Below are 21,694 nucleotides of genomic sequence, written 5' to 3'. Positions count from 1 at the left end.
CAAGGAGTTGCTCCCATGAGTCAAAGCCAGTTGTTCCAACCCTTTTCCATTGGCAATCTGCGGTTGGAAAACCGCATCGTGATCGCGCCGATGTGCCAGTACTCCGCCGAGGAGGGCTCGGCCGGCGACTGGCACATGATCCATATCGGCCAGCTCGCGCTGTCCGGCGCGGGGATGATGATCATCGAGGCATCGGCCGTGTCGCCGGAAGGACGCATTACGCCGGGGGATCTTGGCCTCTATTCGGATGCGAATGAGGCGGCCCTCGGAAAGGTGATCAACGCGGCCAGGGCGCATGCGCCGATTGCGCTCGCGATACAGCTTGCCCACGCAGGGCGCAAGGCATCGAGCCATGCGCCATGGGATGGCGGTAGCCAGATACGTCCGGACCAGCCGGGGGGCTGGAAGACGCTGGCGCCATCCGCGATGCCACACGCGGATGGCGAGGATGCGCCGTTGGCGCTCGACCGCGCAGGCATGGACAAGGTGCGCGACGATTTCGTCGCCGCCGCCATGCGTGCGGCGCGTCTTGGGCTCGATGGCATCGAGCTGCACTTCGCGCATGGATACCTGCTGCATCAGTTCCTGTCGCCGCTGGCGAACAAGCGCGATGACGAATACGGCGGCAGCCTGGAGAACCGCATGCGGTTTCCGATCGAGGTGTTCGATGCGGTGCGTGCGGCATTTCCGGCCGACAAGCCGGTGTGGGCCCGCATCTCGGCCACCGACTGGGTGCCCGGTGGATGGGATATCGACGGCACGGTGGCGCTGTCGAAAGCGCTCAAGGCGCGCGGCTGCGCGGCGATCCACGTGACCACCGGCGGCGTCTCGCCGGCACAGGCCATCAAGCTGGGGCCGGGCTACCAGGTGCCGTACGCGCAGCGGGTCAAGGCCGAGGTCGGCTTGCCGACCATCGCGGTGGGGCTCATCACCGAGCCGGAGCAGGCCGAAGCCATCATCGCCGACGGGGAAGCGGATGCCGTCTCGCTGGCGCGCGCCATGCTCTACGACCCGCGCTGGCCGTGGCACGCCGCGGCCAGGCTGGGCGCGCAGGTGCATGCGCCGAAGCAGTACTGGCGTTCGCAGCCGCGCGAGTACAAGGATCTGTTTTTCGATGCCAGCTTCGGGCAGCGCTAGTCACGGCGGCTAGTCACCGCGATAAACGCAAAGCGGCCCGCCGCAAGGGGCGGGCCGCGTTTCGCCAGGTGTTGCGTCAGTCGGCCTGGATGCCGAACTCCTTGACGATCTTTGCATAGCGCGTCGAGTCGGACGCGATCAGCTTGCTCAGCGTGGTGGGCTCGCCGCCGACCGGCGTGATGGCGATGGTGGCCATGCGCGCGACCACGTCGGGCATCTTCAGGATGTCGTTGACGTGCGTGTTGAGCGTCCTGACCAGTTCCGGCGACAACCCCTTCGGCGCCAGCAGCGCCTGCCAGGCGCCGACTTCCACATCCTTGTAGCCAAGCTCCAGCAGTGTCGGCACGTTCGGCGCGAACGGCGAGCGCTTCAGGTCCGCCACGGCCAGCGGCACGATGGCACCGGTCGTGATGTACTGGGCCACCGCGCCCAGCGTGGAGTAGGTCATCGGCACCTGGCCCCCCAGCACGTCGACCACCGCCGGCGCCGTGCCGCGATACGGCACTTGCGAGATCTTCACGCCAGCCGATTTGTTGAACAGCTCGCCAAGGATGTGCATGGGCGATCCGTTGCCCGGGCTGGCGTAGGTTTGCAGGCTGCCCGATCTGGCGCGTGCGACGAGGTCGGGCAGCCTGGTGATGCCGGTGCCTTTGTTGACGACCACGAAGAGCGACTGGATCCCGAGCTGCGCGATCGGAGTGAAATCGCTACGCACATCGTAGCTCGCGCCGGTGCCGCTCTTGAGCACCAGCGGTGCAATGGCGACCGTATTGGGGGCCACCAGCAAGGTGTAGCCATCGGGGGCTGCCCTGGCGACGTAAGCGCTGCCGATGGTGCCGGCCGCGCCGGTGCGGTTTTCCACCACCACGGACTGGTGCAGGCGCGCGGAGAGCTTTTCCGCGAGCAGGCGGGCCAGCACATCGGTGTCGCCGCCGGCGGGATAGGCGACGACCAGCGTAATGGGTTTGGTGGGATACGCCTGCGCGCAGGCGGTGCCTGCCGCCATCACGGCGGCCGTGGCTGCGAGGACAGCAAACAGGTTGCGGGTTGCAAACTTCATGATGAGACGCCTCCAGGTAGACTTCGAGCCGGATGGGACGACACGTGCCATCCGGCTTGCGCCGCGTGTTGCGGCACGCAGGCTTCAGAACGTGTGCTTGATGCCGATCATCGTGCCCAGCTGGTTGCCGCCGGGCTTCGGGTTGGAGCCCGGCTGGGCGCCGCTGACCGACAGTGCGAGCTGGCCGCCGTTGTCGATGAAGCCGGCGGTGGCGTACACGGAGGTGCGCTTGGAGAAGGCATAGGTACCACGCAGCGCGTACAGCATCGCCTTGTTAGCGCTGTCGTGGTACTTGAGGTAGTAGACCTGGCCGGCCAGCGTGAACGCGGGCGTGATGTCATAGGCCAGGCCGGCGTACCATAGGTCGCTGCGCGGGGTCGGGCTACCACCGTTGTCGCGGCGGATCACGCCCAGGCCCATCTTGGTCCTGGACAGCAGCACATAGCCGTTGAGCGAGAGCCGGTCGTCCGACTGGCTGCTGGTCAAGCCGCCGAATGCGCCGGGACCGCCGCGCAGCGAGTCGTAGGCCGCGGCCACGCCCCACCACTTGTTGTCGTACTGCAGCAATGCCGACCATTCGCGGCATTGCGTGTGGTTGGCGGGATTCTCTCCGGCGCAGTTGGTACCGGACGGGCTCGGGCCTGCATTCACCGTGTCGCGGCCAAAGCTATAGGTGGCGCCCAGCGTGAAGCCGCCAAACGTGCCCTTGTAGGAAACGGCGTTGTCGGCGCGCGCGTTTGGCAGATAGCTGTCGAGCGAGCCCGAGCCGTACACGTTGGGGCCGAGGATGTCCGGGTCCAGCGTGGCCCAGAACAGCATGGTGTACTGGCGGCCCAGGGCCACCTGGCCCCAGGGCCCGGAGAGCCCGACCAATGCCTGCCGGCCGAACAGCCGGCCGCCTTGGTTAGAGACGCCGGAGTCGGGGGCGAAGCCGGATTCGAGCACGAACAGGCTCTTGAGCCCGCCGCCGAGATCTTCCGTGCCGCGAATGCCCCACCGCGACGGTACGGTTCCCGTCAGGGTGTTCATGCGGTACACGTTGTCCTTTGCCGCGCCGACGTTGTTCACGAATTCGACGCCGGTATCGACGACGCCATACAGCGTCACCGACGATTGGGCCGAGGCCAGCAGGGGTACTGCGGCTGCGAGGGCAGCCAGCGCAATCCGTCCGAATTTCATTTATTTGTTCCTCTTCCTTGTCCACCGTATTGTTTGGTTGGCGTGGTCATGCTTCGCCCGACCATTACCCCGGCCGCTTGTGCGTATGTCTGATTGCGCACTTATCGACTCAATTGGTTTTATATATGAAACATCGTATTACATAAGAAACGACAGGCAAAATATAGCTGTTCATTTCGGGAAAAACATGGGCGGGTAATCCCTAGTGATGTGGCGAAGCGACGAGATCGACCCGCATAAGTGGCATCCGCGGTACTGCGAAACACAAGAACTGGGCGCCGGCCCCTCTTGGGCAAGAGCGCTGCTGCGTGCCGGCAAGCCGCACCGCCGCTGGGAGCGGGGATGGCCGGCGCGCCATCGCGTGTCCGCGTGCACCAGAACGTGACAGCGCTGCGGTTTTTGGAAGTTTTTTCGCAGGGGGTTAACACCGATCAATTTCCAGCCATAGTCGGTCTATATTTCCTGAGTTTTATTTGCAAACTATGGTTTCATATATGGAACAAAACGACCAATCCCAGCCAGCGGCAGAATTGCTCCGCGCGCTCGATACCGCCTTTACGGAACAGCGCATCGCTGCCGGCAGCGACGGCGCGCTAATCGCTTACCGTTGCGGCGGCAGCCGCGGGCCGGTAGTGGTGCTGCTGCATGGCATCAGTTCCGGGGCGGCCTCCTGGTTGCCATGCGCGAGCCTGCTGGCGGCCGATGCCCGTGTGATCGCGTGGGACGCGCCCGGTTATGGCAATTCGCAGGCGTTGCAGACCGCGGCGCCCACGGCTGCCGAATACGCCGGCAGCTTGCAGGACTTGCTGCGCGCGCTGGATGTGCGGCCCGATGTGATCGTGGGCCATTCGCTCGGCGCGCTGATGGCCGCGGCCTATGTGGCGCAAGCCACGCCGGCGCAACTGCCTGCGCAACTGCTGCTGCTCAGCCCGGCGCAGGGCTACGGCGGCCCCGGCAGGGAGGACAAGGCCAGGGAGGTGGCCCGCCAGCGGCTTGATGCGCTCGCGGCGGTGGGCGTGGAGGGCCTGGCCGAGCGCGCTCCGAGCCGCCTGCTGAGCGCCGCGGCCAGCGCCGGCGCGCAGGCCTGGGTGCGCTGGAATATGCGCCGCCTGGACCCAGATGGTTACCGGCAAGCCGTGGCGATGCTGTGCGAGGACGACATCGCCGCCTACCTCGCGCGCCGGACGCAGGGCGTCAGCGTGCGGGTCGGCTGCGGTGCGCTGGATATCGTGACGCCGCCGCCCGGGTGCGCGGCGCTGGCGGAACGCTTCGCCTTGCCGTTCGAACTGGTGCCTGATGCCGGCCATGCCTGCTATGTCGAGCAGGCCGGATCGGTTGCTCGCTGGATTCGCAGCGCGCTTGCCTAGCCATCCGACCGTCTGAACAGGAGCGGATTGCGGCTGCCAGGCGCCGCACCGCTCCGTACCCGCATCACATCCCACTGCCCGTTTCCGGCCGTCTCGCGGCCCCAGGCCAAGCCGCAGGTGGCATTGGCGTATCTCAAGGGTAAACCCCAATCTTTTTTTAAAGTTTCGTTGCCTATAGTGGTGTCTACGTTCAATATTTAAATCAGCGTTTTATATATGAAACAAAACGCGCAATAAGCAAACTGGCAACAAAATCAAAGGAGCAGCGCAATGGAGAACCTCGCATACAACCCGAATCTGGCGCCTTGGGAGCGCCCGGCTCCGAACCAGGTCGCCGGCAAGGGCCACATCGAGCAGCCCGGCAAGGTGGCCAATATCGTGTGGCAGACCCGCGCCGCCGCGCCCACCGCTTATGAAGACGCGCTCGGCGACGCCCTGGAAGCCGCCTTCGAGGCCGGTGCCAGGAGCCCGGATGACATCGTGCGTGCGTTCAACCAGGCGGGCTTGCTGGGCGCGGATGGCCAGGCCTGGACCGAAGAGCGCTTCCTCGCCGAAATGCGCCGCCTGGGCGCCTGAGGCCGAGAGGCAGTCCAAGAACATCAAAGCGATTGCGTCATCAAGCGCGGCCAAACAAAGCGAGCCCGTCCCTGATGGCGATCCGATCCGGTACCCGCAAGAGAGCAAACAATGGAATCGAACAAGCAAGCGCGTGCTGAGGCGCGCCTGAACAGCGGCCTGCACAACTACTGGTATCCGGTGTCGGCTGCCTGGGCGGTCACGCATGCGCCAATCGGCATTACGCGCCTGGGCCAGAACATCGTGCTGTGGCGTGACGGCGCCGGCCAGGTGCATGCGCTGGAAGACCGTTGCCCGCACCGCGGCGCGCGCTTGTCGATGGGCTGGAACCTCGGCGACCGCGTGGCCTGCTGGTACCACGGCGTGGAAATTGGCGGCGATGGCCAGGTCAAGAGCGTGCCGGCCGTGGACAACTGCCCGCTCGAAGGCAAGACCTGCGTGCGCAGCTACCCGGTGCAGGAAAAAGCCGGCACCATCTTCCTGTGGTTCGGCGAGCGCGCTCCGGTGGAAGGCGAGGGCGGTGCCGATGCGCTGCGCCTGCCGGAGGAACTGGAGAGCGACGAGCACAGCAACTTCCTGTGCGTGGCGCACTGGGACTGCAACTACCGCTACGCCATCGACAACGTCATGGACCCGATGCACGGCGCCTACCTGCATGCGGTCTCCCACTCGATGGCCGCCGGCGAGAAGCAGGCCGTCATGGCCGTGCGCGAAACCGATACCGGCCTGGTGTTCGAGAAGACCGGCCAGCGCGGCGTGAACTTCGACTGGGTGGAGTTCGGCGAGACCGGCACCATGTGGCTGCGCCTGGCAATTCCCTACCGCGCCAACGTGGGTCCCGGCGGTCCGTTCGGCATCATCGGCATCGCCACGCCGGTCGATGAAGAACACTGCATGGTGTTCTTCTGGCGCACCCGCCATGTGCAGGGCTGGGAGCGCGATGTCTGGCGCTTCCTGTACCGCAACCGCCTGGAAGGCCTGCACTGGGACGTGCTGGAGCAAGACCGCGTGGTGCTGGAAATGATGGCGCCGAACGCGCGCGAGCACGAAATGCTGTACCARCACGATGTCGGCGTTACCCGCGTGCGCCGCCTGCTGCGCCGCCGCGCCGACCAGGAAGTCGCCGACGAGCCGGTCGCCATGCTCAAGCCGGTGGGTGGGGTGGCAAGCCATGCCTGAGATCGACCGCAACAAGCTGCTGGCCGGCCGCCGCGTGCTGGTGACCGGCGCGGCGCGCGGGCTTGGCCTGGCCTTTGCCACGGAGATCGCCGAAGCCGGCGCCGCGGTTGCAATGGCCGACATCCTCGCTGACCGTTTGCAGGAAGAAGCCGCCGCGCTGCAAGCGCGGGGCCTGAAGGTGCTGCCGCTCACGCTTGACCTCGGCAACCCCGAATCGGTGACGGCCTGCGCTGCTGCCGCGGTGGCCGGGCTTGGCGGCCTGGACGGCCTCGTCAACAACGCCGCGGTCACCGACTCCGGCGGGCGCGGCGCCAGTGCCATCGACATCGCTACCTGGGACCGCGTGATGAACATCAACGTGCGCGGCACCTGGCTGATGACCACCGCCTGCCTGCCGGCGCTGCGCGCCTCGGGCCGTGGCGCCATCGTCAACCTGGCGTCGGACACGCCGCTGTGGGGCGCGCCCAACTTGCTGGCCTACGTGGCCAGCAAGAGCGCCATCATCGGCATGACCCGTTCGCTGGCGCGCGAGCTGGGCGACGACCAGATCACCGTCAATGCCATCGCACCGGGGCTGACCCTGGTGGAGGCAACCGAGTACGTGCCCCAGAAGCGGCGCGACCTTTATCGCGAGCAACGCGCGATTTCCCGCGAACAGCTACCCGAGGACGTATCCGGCGCCGTGCTGTTCGCCCTTTCCGATCTGTCCCGCTTCGTGACGGGCCAGACACTGGCCGTCAACGGCGGCTTCGTCATGCACTGAGTCCACAAGGAATCCAAATGAGCGATCTTTCCCAACAAGACAACATCAAGCGTTCCTGGGAGCAGCCGTCCAGCGCTTCCTTTGACCAGTGGATGGAGAGCCGCGTGGCGCGCTTCTCCACCCGCCGCTACGACTGGGATGCGCTGAAGTTCCAGGCTGACTACGATCCCAAGTACCGCCGCGCGCAGATGCGTTACCTCGGCACCGGCGGCACTGGCGTGGCGGCAGACACCAATACCGTGCCCTCCGAGAACTTCACCTTCTCGACGATGATCATCCCGGCTGGCCACGAAGGCCCGTCGCACCTGCACACCGATGTGGAAGAAGTCTTCTTCGTCATGCGCGGCAAGATCAAGCTGATCCTGGAGAAGGACGGCGAGCGTTTCGAAACCATCCTGACCGACCGTGACCTGGTCTCGGTGCCGCCGGGCGTGTATCGCGAGGAAATCAATATCGGCGAGGAAGACGCGCTGATGTGCGTGATGCTCGGCGCCAGGCAGCCGATCACGCCGACGTACCCGCCGGAGCATCCGCTCACCAAGGTCAAGCGCTGATCGCCAAAAGCCGGCGCGCCAGTCCGGGCGCCGGCCCAGTTGAAACACAAGCCATCTCATGACTCAAGAACGCCTTCCGGAAGACAACCAGGACAAGTACATCGTGCCGGGACTGGAACGCGGCCTGCGCCTGCTGGCCGAGTTCAGCCGACGCGACCGTACCCTGTCGGCGGCCGACCTGGCGCGCCGGCTCAAGGTGCCGCGCTCCACGGTGTTCCGCCTGCTGGCCACGCTGGAGATGATGGGCTTTGTCGAACGCACCGACGGCAGCCGGGATTACCGCCTCGGCATGGCGGTGCTGCGCCTGGGCTTCGAGTACCTGGCTTCGCTGGAACTCACCGAGCTGGGGCGCCCGCTGCTGGACCGTTTGCGCGACGACATCCGTTACCCGTGCAACCTGGTGGTGCGCGACGGCCGCTCGATCGTCTACGTGGCCAAGTCGGTGGCGCCCACGCCGTTCAGCAGTTCGGTCACCGTGGGTACCCGCCTGCCGGCGCACGCCACCGTGCTCGGGCGCGTGCTGCTTGAGGACCTGACGCTGGCCGAATTGCGCCAGCTCTATCCCGAGCCGCGCCTGGAAGCGTTTTCGCCCAGCACGCCAGGCACGGTCGAAGAACTGTTCGAGATGGTGCAGCGCGACCGCGAACGCGGCGTGGTGCTGCAGGAAGCCTTTTTCGAGGCCAGCATCTCGACCATCGCGGCGCCGGTGCGCGACCGCAGCTGCAAGGTGGTGGCCGCGCTGGGCGTGACCATCCCGGCCTCGCGCATCGATCCGGAGCAACTGGACATGATGGAAGAGAAAGTCAGAGACACCGCGGGCGAGCTGTCTCGCCTGCTGGACTACCGGCCGCGCGAGCACGGCAAGGTGGTCAACCTGTATCGGGAGTGAGGACGATGTCCATGATTGAACTCGACGGCAAGGTTGCCGTCGTCACGGGTGGATCCTCGGGCATCGGCCTGGCCACCGTCGAACAACTGCTGGCGTCGCGCGCCGCGGTGGCGCTGTGCGGCCGCAACGAAGCGCGGCTGCGCGAAGCGCAAGCGGGACTGCGCGCACGCTTTCCCGATGCGCGCCTGTACGCCGCTGCCTGCGACGTGCTGGATTCCGCCCAGGTGGCAGCCTTCGCCGCCGCCAGCGAGGCCGCGCTCGGCCCGGCAGACATGCTGGTCAACAACGCAGGGCAGGGCCGCGTGTCCACCTTCGCCAGCACCGAGGACGCGGCGTGGCTCGAGGAGCTGCAGCTCAAGTTCTTCTCGGTGATCCATGCCACGCGCGCCTTCCTGCCGCAGCTTGAGCGCTCGGACAGCGCCGCCATCGTCTGCGTGAACTCGCTGCTGGCCGTGCAACCCGAGCCGCATATGGTGGCGACGTCGGCAGCGCGTGCCGGCGTGCACAACCTGGTGCGCTCGCTGGCCACCGAATTCGCCCCCAAGGGCATCCGCGTCAACGGCATCCTGCTCGGCCTGGTCGAGTCGGGCCAGTGGCGCCGACGTTTCGAAGCGCGCCCGGAAGCCGAGCGCGACCTCGACTGGGCCGCGTGGACCGCGCGCCTGGCGCAGCAAAAACATATTCAACTTGGCCGTCTTGGCCTGCCGCAGGAAGCCGCGCGCGCGATCCTGTTCCTTGCCTCGCCGTTGTCTTCGTACACCACGGGCAGCCATATCGATATTTCCGGAGGACTTTCCCGTCATGCGTAACGAACAGCAACAAGTCACGGTGGGCTACGCCATCGCCGCCTTCCTCGAACAATGCGGCGTCAAGGCTGCGTTCGGCGTCATCTCGATCCACAACATGCCCATCCTCGACGCGATGGGCGAGCGCGGCAAGATCCGCTTCGTCCCCGCGCGCGGCGAAGCGGGCGGCACCAATATGGCCGACGCCTGCGCCCGTACCACGGGCGGCCTCGGCGTATGCCTGACCAGTACCGGCACCGCCGCCGGCAATGCCGCCGGTGCCATGGTGGAAGCCCTGACCGCAGGCACGCCGCTGCTGCACCTGACCGGCCAGATCGAAACGCCGTACCTGGACCAGAGCCTCGCCTACATCCACGAAGCGCCGGACCAGCTCACCATGCTGAAGGCCATCTCCAAGGCCGCCTTCCGCATCCGCAGCGCGGACACCGCGCTGAGCACCATCAAGCTGGCCGTGCAGACCGCGCTGACCGCGCCGACCGGCCCCGTCAGCGTGGAAATCCCCATCGACATCCAGGCCGCGCTGATCCCGATGCCGACCGACCTGCGCCCGCTGGCCGTGCCCACCCATGTGCCCTCGGCCCATGCGCTTGACGAACTGGCCGAGCGCCTGTCCAAGGCAAAACGCCCGCTGTTGTGGCTGGGCGGCGGCGCGCGCCACGCCGGCGCCCAGGTCAAGCGCCTGCTGGCGCTGGGCTTCGGCGTGGTCACCAGCACGCAAGGCCGTGGCATCGTGGCGGAAGACGATCCCCGCTCGCTGGGCGCCTTCAACCTGCACAAGCCGGTGGAACAGTTTTACCAGACCTGCGACGCCATGCTGGTGGTTGGCTCGCGCCTGCGCGGCAATGAAACGCTGAAGTACGAACTGAAGCTGCCGCGCCCGCTGTTCCGCGTGGACGCCGATGCTTCCGCCGAAGGCCGCTGCTACCAGAGCGACTACTTCGCCAGCGGCGATGCGGCGCTGGCACTCGACGGTCTCGCCGATCGCCTGGAAGGCAAGCTGAGGGTGGATCCGAGCTTTGCCGCCGATCTGCGCCGCGCGCATGAGACCGCCATGGGCGGCCTGATCGACGGCCTGGGCCCGTACTCGGCGCTGGTCGACGCGCTGCAGGGCGCGGTAGGCCGCAACTTCAACTGGGTGCGCGACGTCACCGTTTCCAACAGCACCTGGGGCAACCGCCACCTGCGCATTTTCGACTCCCGCGCCGGCGTGCATGCGCTGGGCGGCGGCATCGGCCAGGGCCTGGCGATGGGCATCGGCGCGGCAGTGGGCGCGGCGGTCACGTCTTCGGGCAAGAAGACCTTCTGCCTGGCCGGCGACGGCGGCTTCATCCTGAACCTGGGCGAACTCGCCACCGCGGTGCAGGAACACGCCGACGTGGTCTTTGTGCTGATGAACGACAAGGGCTACGGCGTCATCAAGAACATCCAGGATGCGCAGTACGGCGGCCGCCGTCACTATGTAGACCTGCATACGCCCGATTATGCGCAGTTGTCGCAAGCGCTGGCCTTGCGCCATCGCCGCGTCGGCAACCTGGCGGAGGTGGGTGCCGCACTGGAAGAAGCGACCATCGAACCCGGCCCGTTCCTGCTGGAGATCGACATGTTGTCCATCGGTACCTTCAAGACTGCCTTCGCCGGCCCGCCGGTCAACAAGGAAGTCGACGCCGACGCTGACAAGACCGCACGCGCGGCCGAACGCAGCACCGTGACTGCCTGAAGGGGACGCAATATGCTGCACGTGTCGATGGTGGGCTGCGGAGCGATCGGGCTCGGTGTGCTCGAACTGCTCAAGAGCGATCCCGATGTGGTGTTCGACGTGGTGGTGGTGCCGCAAGCCCAAATGGACCAGGCCCGCCATGCCGTCTCCGCACTGGCGCCGCAAGCACGCGTTGCCACCAGCCTGAGCCAGGCCGACGGACGGCCCGACCTGCTGGTGGAGTGCGCCGGCCACCATGCGCTGGAAGAGCACATCGTGCCGGCGCTGGAGCGTGGCATCGCCTGCCTGGTGGTGTCGGTGGGTGCCTTGTCGGCACCCGGCCTGGCCGAGCGGCTGGAAGCGGCGGCGCGGCGCGGCGGCACCCAGGTGCAGCTGCTCTCCGGCGCGATCGGCGCCATCGACGCGCTGGCGGCGGCGCGCGTGGGCGGGCTGGACTCGGTGGTCTACACCGGGCGCAAGCCGCCCGGCGCGTGGAAGGACACGCCGGCCGAGGCGCTGTTCGACCTCGACGCGCTGACCGAGGCCACGGTGATCTTCGAAGGCACCGCCCGCGAAGCGGCACGGCTCTACCCGAAGAACGCCAACGTGGCGGCCACGCTGTCGATGGCCGGGCTCGGGCTGGATCACACGCAGGTGAAACTGCTGGCCGATCCGGGCGTGGAAGAGAACGTGCACCATGTGGACGCGCGTGGCGCATTCGGTGGTTTCGAACTGACCATGCGCGGCAAGCCGCTCGCGGCCAATCCCAAGACTTCGGCGCTGACGGTGTTCAGCGTGGTGCGTGCGCTGGGCAACCGTGCCCACGCCATGTCGATTTAAGCAGGCCATCAGGCGCAGCAAGGCAATGATCATGAAGCAAGAGATTCTCCCCATCTGCATCGCGGGCCAGTGGCGCCTGGGCGGCGGCGAACGCTACGTCACGCGCTACCCGGCCACCGGTGAAGTCGTCGCGGAACTGAACGCGGCCAGCCTGGGCGACGTGGAAGAGGCCGTGCAGGGCGCGCATCGCGCCTTCCTCAACAGTGGCTGGGCACAGCGCAAGCCGCACGAGCGCGCTGCGGTGCTGCACCGCGTGGCCGACCTCATCCGTGCACGCGCCGAGCCTCTCGCTCAGCGCCAGCGCCTGGACAACGGCAAGCCCATCAGCGAGACGCGCGCGCTGGTGGCCAGCGCCGCCGGCACTTTCCAGTTCTTCGCTGCCGCCTGCGAGACGCTGGAGGAGACGCTTACGCCCGCGCGTGGTGATTTCCTTACCATGAGCGTGCATGAAGCCATGGGCGTGGTGGCGGCGATCACGCCGTGGAACTCGCCCATCGCCAGCGAGGCGCAGAAGCTGGCGCCCGCGCTGGCCGCCGGCAACGCGGTAGTGATCAAGCCCGCCGAGATCACGCCGCTGATGGCGCTGGAACTGGCGGCCATCTGCGAGGAAGCCGGCGTGCCCAAGGGCCTGATCAGCGTGCTGCCCGGCAAGGGCTCGGTGATCGGCGATGCCATTACCAGGCATCCGCTGGTGCGCCGTGTGTCCTTTACCGGCGGCACCACCACGGGACGCCATATCGCGCACATCGCCGCGGACAAGATGATGCCGGTGTCGCTGGAGCTGGGCGGCAAGTCGCCCACCATGGTGTTCGAGGACGCGGACCTGGATCATGCCGTCAACGGGGTGCTGTACGGCATCTTCAGTTCCTCGGGCGAGTCCTGCATCGCGGGTTCGCGCCTGTTCGTGGCACGTGCCTTGTATGAGCCTTTCATGGAGCGCCTGGCCGCGGGCGCGGCGCGCCTGCGCGTGGGCGATCCGGCCGACGAGCGCACCCAGATGGGGCCGCTGATCAGCGACCGCCACCGCGACTCGATCGAATCGTATGTGGCGCTGGGCGTGTCCGAAGGCGGCCAGTTGCGTACGGGCGGCGTGCGTCCCACGGTGGCGGGCTGCGAGAACGGCTACTTCTACACGCCCACCATCATTGAAGGGCTGGATAACAGCGCCCGCGTGTGCCAGGAGGAAATCTTCGGGCCGGTGCTGGTGGCGATGGCCTTCGACGACGAGGACGACCTGATCGCGCAGGCCAACGACAGTGTGTACGCGCTGGCGGCCGGCGTGTGGACGCGCGACTACAAGCGCGCGTGGCGCTTCGCGCGGGCGGTGCAGGCGGGCAATGTGTGGATCAATACGTACAAGCAGTTCTCGATCTCGACGCCGTTCGGCGGCTGGCGCGACAGCGGGCTGGGACGCGAGAAGGGAAGGCTGGGCATCCTGCAGTACATGGAGCAGAAGAGCGTGTACTGGGGTATGCATGAACAACCGCTGCCGTGGGCCAACTGAGTGCGCACCACGATGCAGCAGCAACAGCGGGAGATGGGAACAATGAACACGATTCTGGGCATCGACGAGATCGTCTACGGTGCCGACGACCTGGACGCCTGCCGGCGCTTCTTCGCCGACTGGGGCCTCACGCTGGTGCGCGAGGACGTGGCCGGTCTGGATTTCGAGACGCTGAACGGCTGCCGCGTGCTGGTGCGCCGCACCGATGACCCGGCACTGCCGGCGGCGATGGAAGACGGCCCGACGCTGCGCGAAGTGGTGTGGGGCGTGGATACGCTGGCCGCGCTGGACAAGATCGCTGACGCCATCCGCGCCGAGCCGGGCTTCATCGGCATGGGCGAGCAAGGCGGGCGCGTGGGCTGTACCGATCCCAACGGCCTGGCCGTGCGCTTCCAGCTGACCCGCAAGCGCGACATCGAAGTGGAATGCGCCACGATGAACACGTGGAACGACAAGCCGCGCCTGAACCAGCGCAGCCCGATCTACGAGCGCGCCACGCCGATCGAAGTGGGACACGTGGTGTTCTTCGTCAAGGACGTGGCCGCCACTGAGCGCTTCTACACCGAGAAGCTGGGCTTCGTGCCGTCGGACCACTATCCAGGCCGCGGCGCCTTCCTGCGCTGCGCGCCGGACGGCGGCCACCACGACCTGTTCCTGCTGCAGTTGCCGCAGGCCAAGAGCGGCCTGAACCACGTGGCCTTCACCGTGCGCGACATCCATGAGGTGTTCGGCGGCGGGCTGCATGTGTCGCGCAGCGGCTGGGAGACGCAGCTCGGCCCGGGCCGGCATCCGATTTCCTCGGCTTACTTCTGGTACTTCAAGAATCCGGCCGGCGGCCTGATCGAGTACTACGCCGATGAAGACCAGCTGGATGCGCATTGGGAGCCACGCGACTTCGAGCCGGGCCCGACCATGTTTGCCGAATGGGCGGTGGAAGGCGGCCTGGACGGCAACACGCGCCGGCAGAAGAACGCGGGCGGCCCGCAGGGCAAGTTCCTGACCGAGAAGCGCTGAGCGCAGCGCCAGTACAGGCAACAAGGCAATACAAAGCAAGCCAGAGCAAGCCAAAGCAAGCCAAAGCAACACAAGGAAGTGCCATGAGTACCAGCCAATCCCTGACCCTGCGCGTACAGGCCATGCGTTTCGAAGCGCGTGGCATCGTCAGCGTGGAGTTGCGCGACCCGCAAGGGCGCGAGTTGCCGGCGTACGCGCCCGGCGCGCATATCGACCTGCATCTGGGCAACGGCCTGGTGCGCAGCTACTCGCTGTGCGGCGCGCCGGAAGTGCGCGACCGCTATGTGGTGGGCGTGCTGCTCGACCGCGCCAGCCGCGGCGGCTCGCGCTACGTGCACGAGCAGCTGCGCGTGGGCAGCACGCTCACGGTGGCGGCGCCGCGCAACCACTTCGCGCTCGAAGAGGGCGCGGCCCACTCCGTGCTGGTGGCCGGCGGCATCGGCGTGACACCCATCGTCTGCATGGCGCGGCGGCTGCATGAACTCGGGCACTCCTTCACCTTGCTCTACTGCGCGCGTTCGCGTGCGGAAGCGGCTTTCGCCGAGGAGCTGGCCGCCTACGGCGATGCGGTGCGCATGCATTTCGACGACGAGGCGGGGTGCCCGCCGGACCTGTCCGCGCTGCTGGCGGGGCAGGCTGCCAGCACGCACTTCTATTGCTGCGGCCCGGGCCCGATGCTGAACGCCTTCGAAGCAGCCTGCGCCGGCCACGGCTATCCCGAGGTGCACATCGAGCGCTTCGCGGCCGACCCGTCGGTGGCGGCAGTGCAGGAAGGCGAGTACACCGTGGCGCTGGCAAGCACCGGCGCCGAGCTGAAGGTGCCGGCGGGCAAGTCCTTGCTGGATACCCTGCTCGATGCGGGCATCGCGGTGGAGCACGGCTGCAGGGAAGGCGTGTGCGGCTCGTGCGAGACCCGTGTGCTGGAAGGTGTCCCCGAACACCGCGACGGCGTGCTCAGCAAGAGCGAGCGCGAATCGAACCAGACCATGATGGTCTGCGTGTCGGGATGCAAGGGCAAACGCCTGGTCCTGGACCTTTAGGCGACCTCCAAGCGCTGCCGCTCGCCGCATCGGATGCGGCGCAGTCGGTGGTGGCCATGGCGGGGTGAGTCCCGCCATGCGCCGGCGCGAGGCGGCTGCGTGCCTCGGATACATTTGAAGAGAAACACCGTGTTGATCCAGAGACAAGAGGCCGCGTTCGCCAATGCGAACGCCGAGGGCGTGGCGACCCCATCCAGCAGCATGACGGCAGACGACAGCGCACGCGGCACCACGCCCGGCGAGATCATCGCGCGCATCGAGCGGCTGCCCAGCAACGGCATGCATATCAGGGCGCGGTTGCTGATCGGCCTGGCCACGTTCTTCGATGGCTTCGATGTCATCGCGATTGCGGCCACGCTGCCGTTGCTGATCTCCATGTGGTCGCTCACGCCGGCCCAGATCGGCTTCCTGATCGCGGCGCCGTCGGTGGGGCAACTGATCGGCGCGCTGCTGTTTCCATACCTCGCCGAACGCTTCGGCCGCCTGAATTCAATTGGCTGGAGTGCGGGCATCATCGGCCTGATGAGCATCGCCTGCGGCTTCGCGCCTTCGTTCGAGATTTTCGCCCTGTTGCGCATCGTGCAGGGCCTGGGTCTCGGCGGTGAACTGCCGGTGGCCGCGACCTATATCAACGAGGTGACACGCGCGCATGGCCGCGGGCGCTTCGTGCTGCTGTACGAAGTGGTGTTCCCGATCGGGCTGCTGATTTCCAATGGCGTCGGCGCGTGGCTGGTGCCGAAGTTCGGCTGGACGGTCATGTACTTCATCGGCGGCGCCCCGGTCGTCCTGTTCTTCATCCTGCGCCGCGCGATTCCGGAGTCGCCGCGCTGGCTGGCGGAGAAGGGCCGGCTGGCTGAAGCCGATCATGCGCTGAAGGTCTTCGAGGCGCGCGCCAAGGGCCCGTTGCAGCCGCTGGGCGATGTGGCCGCCTACGATGCGATGACGCACAAGCACCCGCGCCGCAGCGTCAAGGACCTGCTGGGCAAGGCCTATATCGGGCGCACGCTGGCGGTGTGGATGCTGTGGGCCACCTGCGGTTTTATCCAGTACGGGCTGTCTACCTGGCTGCCGACGATCTACAAGACGGTGTACCACGCGCCGCTGCAACTGGCGCTGAATCTCGCCGCCGGCGCATCGGTGCTGGGCGTGGTGGGCTCGCTGGTCTGCGCGATGGTGGTCGACAAGGTGGGCCGCAAGCCCGTGATCAACGTCTCTTTCATCCTGTGCGCGCTCTCGCTGGCGCTGGCCGGCGTGTTCCACGCGGAATCGGTGTATGTCGTGGCCGGCCTGTGCGCGCTGTCCCTTGGCTTCCTGGCCAGCGGCTTTATCACGGCGTATGTGTACACGCCGGAGCTGTATCCCACCAGCATCCGCGCGATGGGCTGCGGTTTCGGGGGCGCGTGGCTGAAACTGGCGGCGATCTTCGCGCCGACGCTGGTTGCCAACACGATTGGTACCGGCAACCTGAGCAGCGCCTTCTACGCGCTGGCGCTGGTGCCGTTCCTGGCCGCGCTGACGATTCACTTCCTCGGCATCGAGACCAAGGGCAAGGTGCTCGAGCAACTCGAGGCCTGAGGCGCAAAGCGGCGCACGTTCACGCCGCTTCGATCGAAGTGCTGGAGGATCAACGCCGGGCGTGTTATATCGGACAGTCGCGGGATGCCGCACCCGGGCACGGTGCACGCGCCGGGCAGGGCCGGGCGCAAAGCCGTTACCATACGACAAAGCCAAAGCACTCCATTCGCAGAGATACCAACATGACAGACGCTGTCGAGCCAACCGATCTCCAGGACAAGTACATCGTGCCGGGACTTGAGCGCGGCCTGCGCCTGCTGGGCGAGTTCAGCCGGAACGAGAGGACCTTGTCGGCGGCCGACCTGGCGCGCAGGCTCCAGGTCCCGCGTTCCACGGTGTTCCGCCTGCTGGCCACGCTGGAGATGATGGGCTTTGTCGAACGCACCGACGGTGGCCGCGAATTCCGGCTCGGCATGGCGGTGCTGCGCCTCGGATTCGACTACCTCGCCTCGCTGGAGCTGACCGAGCTCGGTCGGCCGTTGCTGGACCGCCTGCGCGACGAGATCAACTACCCGTGCAACCTCGTGGTGCGGGACGGCCGCTCCATTGTCTATGTCGCCAAGTCCGTGGCACCCACGCCGTTCGCCAGTTCGGTCAATGTGGGCACCCGCCTGCCGGCGCACGCCACCGTGCTCGGCCGTGTGCTGCTTGAAGACCTGACAATGGACGAACTGCGCGCGCTTTATCCCGAGCCGGAACTGGAAATTTTCTCGGAAAGCACGCCCAAGACCGTGGAAGCCCTGTTCGACATGGTCCAGCGCGACCGCCAGCGCGGCTACGTGCTGCAGGAAGGCTTCTTCGAAACCAGCATCTCGACCATCGCCGCGCCGGTACGGGACCGCAGCGGCAAGGTGGTGGCGGCGCTTGGCGCGACGATCCCGGCTTCGCGGATCGAACCGGAGCGGCTGGATACAATGGTGGAGCAGGTGAGGGGCGCGGCGGGAGAGTTGTCGCGGCTGCTCGACTATCGGCCGTCGGACGGGCAGGCGGTGGCAAATTTCTAAGACGCAGCGTGCATCTGCATCCAGTAGCGAACTTTCATCCCTTCTCCGTGCTGGCGACGGGCGAGATGCCTGCTAATCTTGTCGTGTACGGAAAAACGCAGTGGGGTGCATCATGCCAAAAGTCCGCGAATCCTTGATTCATGACCTCCACCCGACGCAGCTGACGGTGGGCATGATCGAAGTGCTGGACAAGAAGAAGCACCTGGCCTCGCTAAAGGCGGCGGAGCAGCGCGATTTCCTGCAGGCCCATCCTATCCCGGCTGTGGACGGGCCAGGCGGCAAGCTATACATCACCGATCACCATCATCTCGGGCGGGCTGCCCTCGAAGCCGGCGTCGCGAAGGGCTTTTTCACTGTGGAGGCGGATCTGTCGGCCTGCGCGCCGGACGATTTCTGGGCAGCGATGGACAAGCAGCTATGGGTTCATCCCCTGGATGAACACGGGGTGCGGCACTGCTACGCTGCGGTTCCCAATCACCTGGAGAAACTGGTCGACGATCCCTATCGGTCGCTGGCCGGGTATGTGCGGGACGCCGGCGGCTACGACAAGACACCGACCGCCTTTGCGGAGTTCGTGTGGGCGGACTTCTTTCGGCGCTCCATTGCCGTCGAGGACCTGAAAGCCGACTTCCACGCGGCTGTCCAGCGAGCCATCAAACTGGCAAAAGGCAAGCTGGCTGCCGGTCTGCCGGGATTCAAGGCGTAGCAAGCGTCTAAGGCAAGCAGAAGACCAGCCCTCGGGGCGTTCAGAACTCGTAATTGATGGACAGGTCCAGTCCAAGGTTGGTTGATCGCTGCGTGATCGGGCTGTGCGCCGCGCCGCTGGCCAGGTGCCCGATCGCCGCGTCTGTGGTCAGTAACCAGTGCTTGCGGAAGTACCAGATCGAAGTGATGCCAGCGCCGTACGACACAAGGCCGGAGCCGGCATTGTATTGGGGATAGCCCGAGCGCAAGGCCTGGGTCTTGCTGACACCGAACCAGGCGTTCATATAGCGGGAGTCGGCAAAGGTCACGGTAGGGCCGGCCATCCAGTAAAACTTCCCGGAACTGCCCGGCAGCGGGATATAGGCGCCGAGATCGCCGATCCAGCCGTCGGAGCCGCCCATGCTGCGCCGGACATCCGCGCGCACCACTAGCGGAAATTCTTTCGATACGGCGTATTCCAGGAACAGCTTGGCTTCGGGGGCCAGGTTGATATTGCCCATGCCGTTCAAGTGTTCCGGATCGTCCGCTGCCCGTCGCCCCAGGTTGTAGGTGATGGCTGCACCGCCACGCCAGTGCGTGTCTCGCAGCAGGTTAACGCCAATGCCTTCGCCAGTGGAGGCAAAGAACAGGTCGCGGTAACGGATGTCGATGCTGGGTCCGACCAGCCAATGATATTGCTGCGCGCCGTCATATCTTGGCCGCAGGCTGGTGCCCAGTCCCAGCCGGACCTCCCATTCGGAGAGGGTCGGCTTGAACAGCTTTTCCAGAGGCACGCCGGCAGAGTACTGCCATTCGGCGGCAGGTGCCGGCGTTTGCGCGCGGGCCGCGGAGACGAGGGCGGCGCAGCCCGCCAGCAGGGCAAAGAGAAGATGGAGCGGTCGCCCGCTTCCCGGGTCGCCCACCCGACGCATCCGCTTCGTGTGAAGTTTGGACACAGCACCTCCCGATTCCACAACGTTTTCGCTGGGCAGGCCGCTGAGGGGTGTCGACTGTGAGGCCCTCATTTGCCTGATACCCAGGCCGTCTGGCAGGCTAAGCGCCGTAATGGTTTCAAGCTTCCCGCCACAGGCGTCGAAGCGCCGAGGCAGGCGAGCAGTTCCGACAATTGCGGCACCTTCGCCTGTGCATAATGTACGACAGGCGGGGTTTGAGCAAACTTGCCAGGTCCCTCAACGCGTTTACCATGGGGAACAATGACGCTAGACCCCCTCCTAACTATGAGCAATACACAGGAGCCGCCATGAAGCCGTATGAAGTACGAGTCACATTGGATGGCGAGGCGAAGGTGTGGTACGTAGCGGAAAGCAACGTGCCCGGCCTCGCGGGTGAGGCGGATAGCGTAGAAAACATGATTAAACTGCTTCAGGTGCGCGTGCCGGAGATGCTGGAAGAAAATGAAGTCAGCGACGGAGAGACGGTTACCTACCATCTCGTGTCAGAGGCCTACATGGAAACCAGCCGACACTGTTCCTGATGGGCAGCAACTACGCAGATCAAGTTAAGCGTATTTTGCGTCAGGCCGGTTGCACGTTTGTGCGGCATGGGAAAGGCGATCACGATATTTGGCCCAGCCCCATCTCAGATCAACGGTTCCCCGTTGATGCGACGATAAAGTCGCGGCACACAGCAAACCAAGTTCTCAAGCAAGCCGGGCTGCCGAAAGGCTTTTAGCCCGTGTTGGCTTTTTATTGCCTTTACTACCTGATCGTCGAGATCACGCGCTCATGCAGGCTAGACGGTTCGGCGTCGCGCCCACCGGTGGGAAACCTTGGCAAACACCAGGCAACAAAAAACCCAGGAGCTTTCGCTATCTGGGTTTTCCGGCAACGTAGGCAGTTGCTAGCCATTAATTTGGTGGGTGGTACAGGGATTGAACCTGTGACCCCTGCCGTGTGAAGGCAGTGCTCTACCGCTGAGCTAACCACCCCTGCTGCTGCGCTGTTACTGCCGTGCTGCAGAGAAACAAGATTATGTCGGCAACCTTGTATCTTGTAAAGCCCTTTCTGGAAATTTCCGCAAAAAAAGCGCTCCGGACTTTCCAGGCAGGCTTATGCGGCTTCCGTAACGGGGGCCGGTACGGCTTCCTGCCACACCACCTTGCCGCCACTCGCCTTGTCCAGTTGCTTGAGCACCGCCAGGTGCGCGGCGGTTTCTTCCTCGCTGGCCGTCAGCACGGGCAGGTCCAGGCACGAGAGGTCGGTTGCGGCCACGGCGTCGTTTTCCGCGCCGCCGCCGTCGAGCATGTCGATCACCAGCGCGTTCTGGCCGCGCGTCATCGCGAGGTAGACCTCGGCCAGCAGCTCGGCATCGAGCAAGGCGCCGTGCAGGGTGCGGTGGGCGTTGCTGATGCCCATGCGGTCGCACAGCGCATCGAGCGAGTTGCGCTTGCCGGGAAACATCTGGCGGGCTTCGCGCAGGGTGTCGATCACGCTGCCGGCGTGTTCGCGGAACGGCGGCAGCCCGAGCAGCTTGAATTCCATGTCGAGGAAGCCAAGGTCGAAGGGGGCGTTGTGGATGATCAGCTCGGCGTCCTGGACGAAGTCCCGGATCGCGTGGACCACTTCCGCGAACCTGGGCTTGTCGGCCAGGAATTCCACGGTGATGCCGTGTACCGCTATCGCGCCCTCGTCGATATCGCGTTCCGGGTTGACGTAGAAGTGCAGGTGCCTGCCCGTGAGGCGGCGGTTGAGCAGTTCCACGCAGCCGATTTCAATCAGGCGGTCGCCGGTGGCGGCGCTAAGGCCGGTGGTTTCGGTGTCGAGAACGATCTGTCGCATGGCGCGTATTCTAACGGAGGGGGCTGGGC

22 protein-coding genes and 1 tRNA gene are annotated in these 21,694 nt (G+C 65.9%); 18 read left to right on the top strand and 5 right to left on the bottom strand.

The genetic code is table 11. The features are described 5' to 3' along the window. Nucleotides 1–15: 15 nt before the first annotated feature. The gene (locus AC1DQ3_RS24635) at nucleotides 16–1,137 is read left to right on the top strand and encodes an NADH:flavin oxidoreductase/NADH oxidase (RefSeq protein WP_477122772.1); all 1,122 of its coding nucleotides are present in this window, start codon (nucleotides 16–18) and stop codon (nucleotides 1,135–1,137) included. 76 nt (nucleotides 1,138–1,213) lie between these two features. Here the strand turns inward: AC1DQ3_RS24635 and AC1DQ3_RS24630 are convergent, their stop codons facing one another. Together AC1DQ3_RS24630 and AC1DQ3_RS24625 are read right to left on the bottom strand one after the other, a co-directional pair. Next, nucleotides 1,214–2,197 (bottom strand): Bug family tripartite tricarboxylate transporter substrate binding protein, encoded by a 984-nt coding sequence (locus AC1DQ3_RS24630; protein WP_477122771.1) that lies wholly within the window; start codon nucleotides 2,195–2,197, stop codon nucleotides 1,214–1,216. Nucleotides 2,198–2,281: 84 nt separating this feature from the next. Then, nucleotides 2,282–3,376: a porin gene (locus AC1DQ3_RS24625; protein ID WP_477122770.1), complete on the bottom strand. Its 1,095-nt coding sequence runs from the start codon at nucleotides 3,374–3,376 to the stop codon at nucleotides 2,282–2,284. A 494-nt stretch (nucleotides 3,377–3,870) separates the two neighbouring features. Here AC1DQ3_RS24625 and AC1DQ3_RS24620 point away from each other — a divergent pair, with 494 nt between their 5' ends. From AC1DQ3_RS24620 to AC1DQ3_RS24550, 15 genes are all read left to right on the top strand, one after another. Further along, the gene (locus AC1DQ3_RS24620) at nucleotides 3,871–4,743 is read left to right on the top strand and encodes an alpha/beta fold hydrolase (RefSeq protein ID WP_477122769.1); all 873 of its coding nucleotides are present in this window, start codon (nucleotides 3,871–3,873) and stop codon (nucleotides 4,741–4,743) included. Nucleotides 4,744–5,013: 270 nt separating this feature from the next. Then, nucleotides 5,014–5,319 (top strand): recombinase-like helix-turn-helix domain-containing protein, encoded by a 306-nt coding sequence (locus AC1DQ3_RS24615; RefSeq protein WP_477122768.1) that lies wholly within the window; start codon nucleotides 5,014–5,016, stop codon nucleotides 5,317–5,319. A 111-nt stretch (nucleotides 5,320–5,430) separates the two neighbouring features. Next, nucleotides 5,431–6,498, top strand: coding sequence for a Rieske 2Fe-2S domain-containing protein (locus AC1DQ3_RS24610; protein ID WP_477122767.1), 1,068 nt, complete (start codon nucleotides 5,431–5,433; stop codon nucleotides 6,496–6,498). Further along, entirely contained in the window at nucleotides 6,491–7,261 is a 771-nt protein-coding gene (locus AC1DQ3_RS24605; protein ID WP_477122766.1) for an SDR family oxidoreductase, read from the top strand. The genes AC1DQ3_RS24610 and AC1DQ3_RS24605 overlap by 8 nt, the downstream gene beginning before the upstream one ends. Nucleotides 7,262–7,278: 17 nt before the next feature. Beyond that, nucleotides 7,279–7,815 (top strand): cupin domain-containing protein, encoded by a 537-nt coding sequence (locus AC1DQ3_RS24600; RefSeq protein ID WP_477122765.1) that lies wholly within the window; start codon nucleotides 7,279–7,281, stop codon nucleotides 7,813–7,815. 58 nt (nucleotides 7,816–7,873) lie between these two features. Continuing rightward, entirely contained in the window at nucleotides 7,874–8,704 is an 831-nt protein-coding gene (locus AC1DQ3_RS24595) for an IclR family transcriptional regulator (protein WP_477122764.1), read from the top strand. Between the two features lie 5 nt (nucleotides 8,705–8,709). After that, a complete protein-coding gene (locus tag AC1DQ3_RS24590; RefSeq protein ID WP_477122763.1) occupies nucleotides 8,710–9,513 on the top strand; it encodes an SDR family oxidoreductase in 804 nt (267 codons plus the stop codon). Beyond that, the gene (locus AC1DQ3_RS24585) at nucleotides 9,506–11,227 is read left to right on the top strand and encodes a thiamine pyrophosphate-binding protein (protein WP_477122762.1); all 1,722 of its coding nucleotides are present in this window, start codon (nucleotides 9,506–9,508) and stop codon (nucleotides 11,225–11,227) included. The genes AC1DQ3_RS24590 and AC1DQ3_RS24585 overlap by 8 nt, the downstream gene beginning before the upstream one ends. Nucleotides 11,228–11,239: 12 nt before the next feature. Then, nucleotides 11,240–12,046: an aspartate dehydrogenase gene (locus AC1DQ3_RS24580; RefSeq protein WP_477122761.1), complete on the top strand. Its 807-nt coding sequence runs from the start codon at nucleotides 11,240–11,242 to the stop codon at nucleotides 12,044–12,046. A gap of 25 nt (nucleotides 12,047–12,071) precedes the next feature. Beyond that, a complete protein-coding gene (locus AC1DQ3_RS24575) occupies nucleotides 12,072–13,550 on the top strand; it encodes an aldehyde dehydrogenase (RefSeq protein WP_477122760.1) in 1,479 nt (492 codons plus the stop codon). Between the two features lie 42 nt (nucleotides 13,551–13,592). Next, entirely contained in the window at nucleotides 13,593–14,564 is a 972-nt protein-coding gene (locus AC1DQ3_RS24570; RefSeq protein WP_477122759.1) for a VOC family protein, read from the top strand. Between the two features lie 83 nt (nucleotides 14,565–14,647). Beyond that, entirely contained in the window at nucleotides 14,648–15,604 is a 957-nt protein-coding gene (locus tag AC1DQ3_RS24565; RefSeq protein WP_477122758.1) for a PDR/VanB family oxidoreductase, read from the top strand. Nucleotides 15,605–15,805: 201 nt separating this feature from the next. Further along, entirely contained in the window at nucleotides 15,806–17,179 is a 1,374-nt protein-coding gene (locus tag AC1DQ3_RS24560; protein WP_477122781.1) for an MFS transporter, read from the top strand. A 182-nt stretch (nucleotides 17,180–17,361) separates the two neighbouring features. Beyond that, nucleotides 17,362–18,183 carry an IclR family transcriptional regulator gene (locus tag AC1DQ3_RS24555; protein WP_477122757.1) on the top strand — a complete coding sequence of 274 codons (822 nt, stop codon included), beginning with the start codon at nucleotides 17,362–17,364 and terminating at the stop codon, nucleotides 18,181–18,183. Nucleotides 18,184–18,295: 112 nt separating this feature from the next. After that, a complete protein-coding gene (locus AC1DQ3_RS24550; protein ID WP_477122756.1) occupies nucleotides 18,296–18,889 on the top strand; it encodes a ParB-like protein in 594 nt (197 codons plus the stop codon). Nucleotides 18,890–18,929: 40 nt separating this feature from the next. On the opposite strand, the gene AC1DQ3_RS24545 is transcribed toward AC1DQ3_RS24550, so the two are convergent. Then, on the bottom strand, nucleotides 18,930–19,799 hold the full coding sequence (locus tag AC1DQ3_RS24545; protein WP_477122780.1) for a MipA/OmpV family protein: 870 nt from the start codon (nucleotides 19,797–19,799) through the stop codon (nucleotides 18,930–18,932). 329 nt (nucleotides 19,800–20,128) lie between these two features. Here AC1DQ3_RS24545 and AC1DQ3_RS24540 point away from each other — a divergent pair, with 329 nt between their 5' ends. Then, complete coding sequence (locus AC1DQ3_RS24540) at nucleotides 20,129–20,362, top strand: DUF1902 domain-containing protein (protein WP_477122755.1); 234 nt, start codon at nucleotides 20,129–20,131, stop codon at nucleotides 20,360–20,362. After that, the gene (locus AC1DQ3_RS24535) at nucleotides 20,362–20,559 is read left to right on the top strand and encodes a type II toxin-antitoxin system HicA family toxin (RefSeq protein ID WP_477122754.1); all 198 of its coding nucleotides are present in this window, start codon (nucleotides 20,362–20,364) and stop codon (nucleotides 20,557–20,559) included. Before AC1DQ3_RS24540 ends, AC1DQ3_RS24535 begins: the two co-directional genes overlap by 1 nt. Before the next feature lie 181 nt (nucleotides 20,560–20,740). Here the strand turns inward: AC1DQ3_RS24535 and AC1DQ3_RS24530 are convergent. Together AC1DQ3_RS24530 and dnaQ are read right to left on the bottom strand one after the other, a co-directional pair. Continuing rightward, nucleotides 20,741–20,815: transfer RNA gene (locus AC1DQ3_RS24530), tRNA-Val, on the bottom strand. Nucleotides 20,816–20,936: 121 nt separating this feature from the next. After that, a complete protein-coding gene (gene dnaQ / locus AC1DQ3_RS24525) occupies nucleotides 20,937–21,665 on the bottom strand; it encodes a DNA polymerase III subunit epsilon (protein ID WP_477122753.1) in 729 nt (242 codons plus the stop codon). Nucleotides 21,666–21,694 lie beyond the last annotated feature (29 nt).

This window comes from Cupriavidus sp. 01T418 (assembly GCF_056398885.1).
This window is presented reverse-complemented; position numbering and strand designations above follow the sequence as displayed.

Coding starts and splice junctions, on each gene's coding strand:
- AC1DQ3_RS24585 (WP_477122762.1), top strand. CDS start 9,506: ATGCGTAACGAACAGCAACAAGTCACGGTGGGCTACGCCATCGCCGCC.
- AC1DQ3_RS24615 (WP_477122768.1), top strand. CDS start 5,014: ATGGAGAACCTCGCATACAACCCGAATCTGGCGCCTTGGGAGCGCCCG.
- dnaQ (WP_477122753.1), bottom strand. CDS start 21,665: ATGCGACAGATCGTTCTCGACACCGAAACCACCGGCCTTAGCGCCGCC.
- AC1DQ3_RS24620 (WP_477122769.1), top strand. CDS start 3,871: ATGGAACAAAACGACCAATCCCAGCCAGCGGCAGAATTGCTCCGCGCG.
- AC1DQ3_RS24600 (WP_477122765.1), top strand. CDS start 7,279: ATGAGCGATCTTTCCCAACAAGACAACATCAAGCGTTCCTGGGAGCAG.
- AC1DQ3_RS24535 (WP_477122754.1), top strand. CDS start 20,362: ATGGGCAGCAACTACGCAGATCAAGTTAAGCGTATTTTGCGTCAGGCC.
- AC1DQ3_RS24630 (WP_477122771.1), bottom strand. CDS start 2,197: ATGAAGTTTGCAACCCGCAACCTGTTTGCTGTCCTCGCAGCCACGGCC.
- AC1DQ3_RS24570 (WP_477122759.1), top strand. CDS start 13,593: ATGAACACGATTCTGGGCATCGACGAGATCGTCTACGGTGCCGACGAC.
- AC1DQ3_RS24605 (WP_477122766.1), top strand. CDS start 6,491: ATGCCTGAGATCGACCGCAACAAGCTGCTGGCCGGCCGCCGCGTGCTG.
- AC1DQ3_RS24590 (WP_477122763.1), top strand. CDS start 8,710: ATGTCCATGATTGAACTCGACGGCAAGGTTGCCGTCGTCACGGGTGGA.
- AC1DQ3_RS24635 (WP_477122772.1), top strand. CDS start 16: ATGAGTCAAAGCCAGTTGTTCCAACCCTTTTCCATTGGCAATCTGCGG.
- AC1DQ3_RS24580 (WP_477122761.1), top strand. CDS start 11,240: ATGCTGCACGTGTCGATGGTGGGCTGCGGAGCGATCGGGCTCGGTGTG.
- AC1DQ3_RS24545 (WP_477122780.1), bottom strand. CDS start 19,799: ATGCGTCGGGTGGGCGACCCGGGAAGCGGGCGACCGCTCCATCTTCTC.
- AC1DQ3_RS24575 (WP_477122760.1), top strand. CDS start 12,072: ATGATCATGAAGCAAGAGATTCTCCCCATCTGCATCGCGGGCCAGTGG.
- AC1DQ3_RS24625 (WP_477122770.1), bottom strand. CDS start 3,376: ATGAAATTCGGACGGATTGCGCTGGCTGCCCTCGCAGCCGCAGTACCC.
- AC1DQ3_RS24595 (WP_477122764.1), top strand. CDS start 7,874: ATGACTCAAGAACGCCTTCCGGAAGACAACCAGGACAAGTACATCGTG.
- AC1DQ3_RS24550 (WP_477122756.1), top strand. CDS start 18,296: ATGCCAAAAGTCCGCGAATCCTTGATTCATGACCTCCACCCGACGCAG.
- AC1DQ3_RS24565 (WP_477122758.1), top strand. CDS start 14,648: ATGAGTACCAGCCAATCCCTGACCCTGCGCGTACAGGCCATGCGTTTC.
- AC1DQ3_RS24560 (WP_477122781.1), top strand. CDS start 15,806: ATGACGGCAGACGACAGCGCACGCGGCACCACGCCCGGCGAGATCATC.
- AC1DQ3_RS24540 (WP_477122755.1), top strand. CDS start 20,129: ATGAAGCCGTATGAAGTACGAGTCACATTGGATGGCGAGGCGAAGGTG.
- AC1DQ3_RS24555 (WP_477122757.1), top strand. CDS start 17,362: ATGACAGACGCTGTCGAGCCAACCGATCTCCAGGACAAGTACATCGTG.